The following is a 3928-nucleotide window of genomic DNA, read 5'->3' as shown; positions in this document are numbered from 1 at the left end:
GAAAGAGTAATCCACTATTTGAATTAGATATACTATCAAGTATTCTTCCTAATTGCAGAGAGAAGAATGTCATTAAAAGAGCACTTGTCAAACTTAATAAAATAATCAAGAAATATAGTAATTTATATTGTTTCGTAATCTGGTTCATATTTTTCACCTCTTAATCTATGATAGCAACATTATATTCTAAAACTAAAACTCAGGCTGAGATCTCCCATATTTGGGACATTAATTTTATTTCTTTACTATATTTTGGCTTATAGACATCCGTTGTATATCCAATGGATTTACAATATCCTTCTTTTTGTTATAATAATCAATAGAAAGAAGGTGAGAGTATGTCTAAGACGAGTATGAGTATTCGTTTGGATAGTGAGGTTAAGGAACAGGCCCAACAGATTTTTAATCATTTAGGGATGGATATGACAACAGCCATCAACATTTTTCTCCGTCAGGCTATTCAATATCAGGGCTTACCTTTTGATGTTCGATTAGATGATAATGGGAAGTTGCTCCAAGTCGTAACGGATGTAGAGCAAAATCGGAATATGAGTCAACCCTTTGAATCAGTTTCAGACTTGATGGAGGACCTGCGTGCTTAAGATTCGTTAGTGGCAGACCATGTGTTGTTCCTTTCCACCGCCATGCTCTCGGGAGCGATTGCTCTAGCCAGCTTATGTTCAGCCTTGAAAGAGTCGATGACAGAGAGTGGGACAGAAATCGGTCATTCGTTAGAATTCGATTTCGTCGTCCCACCTCCGCACAGTTGAGTAGGGCTGTAAAAGCTGATGAAATCAGCGTAGTAGAGCCCGCTCAACCACTGCGTCTTGCTCGACAATCCAAAGACAATTGAGAGGCTAGGACTTTTGTCCCAGCCTCTTTTAAGTCCGTTCAGACCGGATAAGTGTTTTCTTTGGATCTGGATTGTGTTACAATTTTTAGTGACAAGTGTTTGTAAACAGGAAACAGAAAAACAATGGATGTTCTTCCAAAAAAATGAAACAGAGGAAATGCGCGTGGCAAGATATTTAGTAGGGCCTTACAACAATAGTTGGAACTTTATGGATGCGATTGAAAAAGCGCAGGATGGGGATACCATCGAGTTTGAAAATGGGTATGTCTTTCAATGGCCGACAAATAAAGTGATCGAGATCGACAAGAACCTTCATTTTGTGGGGCATGTGGTTCCAAATCCAAATGGCAATGGGCGCATGTTTAACAACATCATTGAGGCTTCCTTCCGATTTGTAGAGGGAGCTCAGGTGACATTTGAAGATCTGTGGTTTAAAGTTGGTGGGAATTATACTGCCTTGCTCTTATGGAATAGCTCAGATATCACCTGTAAACAGGTCTATTTTGAAGCAACCACTCCGACAAATAGTGAATTTTTTATCTATATGGATACGCATTCGAAGTTGACACTGGAAGGAGTCGGGATGAAGGTTCCGGAAAAACACCAAAGTGCCATCGGTATGTCCGCTTCGGAATTGACTATTCGCAATTCAACGATTTTTTCTAAGATTGATCTGTCAGAAGGATCTAAATTGACCTTAGAAAATGTCCATATTGAAAAATTTGGGAATAATACGATCCATGCCAAGGACTCAGAAGTGATCGCAAAAAATTCAACGATTACAGGCGGGGATCTGGAAAAGGACTTTCCACCAGTTTGGTTGAGGAATGTCATCTGGGAGTCTGAAAACTGTAAAATTGAGTTGCCTACTGGAACTGGAGTCTGTCTTGACAATAATGTTCAATTCAATTCGGATTCGGATCGTATAACCTCCATCAATTCATTCAATAGTATGATCCGAGCTCACCAGGCTACATTTTCAGAATTTTTATGCGTCTATGAAGAGTCCTTTGCTTCCCTGACTGGAGAAACGACCTTCTTGAATGAGAATGCCCAAACCATTTCATTTGGAGTTTTTGATGATGGTGTGCTGATGGCTGAGCATATGATTTGTCATAAGATTGCGGATCCCAATATACGGCTTCAAGGTGGAGCCTTTGCGAAGGTGGGCACCGTGACCTATAGCCAGGGGGATGCGCGTGATCTGACCAAGGAAATCGAGGATGACTGTGACTATCTTGTTGGCAGAGAAGTGGCTAAGGGCAATGCGCAAGTCGTTGCTACGGGACAGGCGACGGATGCAACGGTGGCTCCAACCACCGCAAGAGACTCTGGACCAGAGAAGAAACAAGATGCTCTTCAAGAACTCAATAGCCTGATTGGTCTTGAAAAAGTCAAACATGAGATCAAGAAAATGATCAACATGGTGGAATTTAACAAGAAACGAATCGCCAGTGGCAAGGCTCCTGAAAAACAAACACTCCACGCGGCCTTTATGGGAAATCCTGGTACAGGGAAAACCACTGTGGCCCGTCTGTTAGGACAAGTGCTCTTTGATGCAGGTGTTCTCTCAGGGGAGGAATTCCGTTTCGTGGAAGCAACGGAGTCCGATTTGATCTCTTCGAATATTGGAGGAACAGCTGAACAGACCCAAGCCCTGCTTGAAAAAGCGCGAGGAGGCATCCTCTTTATTGATGAAGCCTATAGCTTGGATAAAAAAGATAGCGGTGCGGACTTTGGGATCGAGGCGATCAATACCATCCTCAAATTTATGGAGGACAATCGTGACGACATCATGATTATCTTTGCCGGCTATACCAAGGAAATGGAGGAGTTCTTAAAGACCAATCCAGGCCTTCGTTCTCGGGTGCCAAATAATTTCATCTTTGAAGATTTCACAGGAGATGAGATTGTCCAACTAGGTGAAATGATCCTAAGCAAAGGAGACTACAAACTCGAAGACCGGGATTACTATGCGCGGCATGTTAAACGGGCTTATGATGGCTCGCTAGATAAGAGCAATGGTCGCTGGATCCGTAACCTGGATGAGCAATTGACCAAGACCATGGCAGATCGGGTGGTGGCCCAAGGTTCTGACGATATTGAGACCATCCTCAATAGCGACATCGATGCTGTCCTTAACCAAGGCAAGTATCAAGCAGGAGCCGACAAGGAAGAAGATGGGATGGCTGCCCTCAACCGATTGGTTGGAATTGCTAAGGTGAAAGAGCAAGTTGAACAATTCGTGGCCATGGCTGAGTTCAACCAAAAACGGGCTGAACAAGGTGGCATCGTTGAAGATACGACCTTGCACTCTCTCTTTCTTGGAAACCCCGGTACAGGGAAAACGACTGTGGCCCGCATTTTGGGTAATATCCTCTTCCAAAAGGGGGTTATCAAGCAGAAGAAGTTCATCGAAGTATCCCGGAGCAATCTGGTTGGAGGCTACCAAGGTCAAACAGCCTTGAAGACGCGCGAAGTCCTAGAAAGTGCACTGGGTGGAGTCCTCTTTATCGATGAGGCCTATACGCTCTATACCGGTTTAAATGACGATTTTGGGAAAGAAGCCTTGGACGAAGTCCTCAAATTTATGGAGGACCACCGCCGCGATATCGTTATTATCTTTGCTGGTTACACGAAAGAGATGCACGACTTCTTGCAGGTCAATTCAGGTCTACAAAGCCGGATCCCAACTACATTTGATTTTGAAGACTACAGCCCAGATGAGATCGTGGAGATCGGTTTGTTAGGATTGCGTAAGCAAGGTTACCAGGTCAATGAAGCCCTTTATGGAGAGATTGTGAAAGGGAATTATATGCGTGCCAATGACCATAGTAATGGTCGCTGGGTCCGCAATCTCAATGAAAAACTCTTGCGCCAAGTATCAACTCGGGTAACCCGTGAAGGTAGTACAGACTACAATTCCATTTTGGATCAAGATTTGGAAGCTTTGAGAGAGAATAGCAGTTCAGAGCAACCCCATACCGTGGATGATCAAGGCTATGTTCTTCCTTAAGCTGAAGACAAAGTCTTCTTAGAAACTTTCCTTAGGTGAGTACGGACGTCAGCGAACTT

General features: G+C 43.5%; 2 protein-coding genes. Both read left to right on the top strand.

All coding sequences use genetic code 11. From position 1 onward, the window contains the following. Positions 1-338 precede the first annotated feature (338 nt). On the top strand, positions 339-602 hold the full coding sequence (locus LIZ08_RS10090; RefSeq protein ID WP_070674791.1) for a type II toxin-antitoxin system RelB/DinJ family antitoxin: 264 nt from the start codon (positions 339-341) through the stop codon (positions 600-602). Between the two features lie 414 nt (positions 603-1016). Beyond that, a complete protein-coding gene (locus LIZ08_RS10085; RefSeq protein ID WP_227038805.1) occupies positions 1017-3869 on the top strand; it encodes an AAA family ATPase in 2853 nt (950 codons plus the stop codon). The last annotated feature ends 59 nt before the right edge of the window (positions 3870-3928 follow it).

The sequence above is a fragment of the Streptococcus sp. 210928-DFI.4.42 genome (assembly GCF_020554365.1).
Taxonomy (GTDB): domain Bacteria; phylum Bacillota; class Bacilli; order Lactobacillales; family Streptococcaceae; genus Streptococcus; species Streptococcus parasanguinis_S.
Note: the sequence above shows the minus strand (reverse complement) of the source record. Positions and strands in the feature narration are given on the sequence as shown.

Bases quoted from the DNA above. Each gene is read 5' to 3' on its own strand.
- LIZ08_RS10090 (WP_070674791.1), top strand. From the start codon at position 339: ATGTCTAAGACGAGTATGAGTATTCGTTTGGATAGTGAGGTTAAGGAA.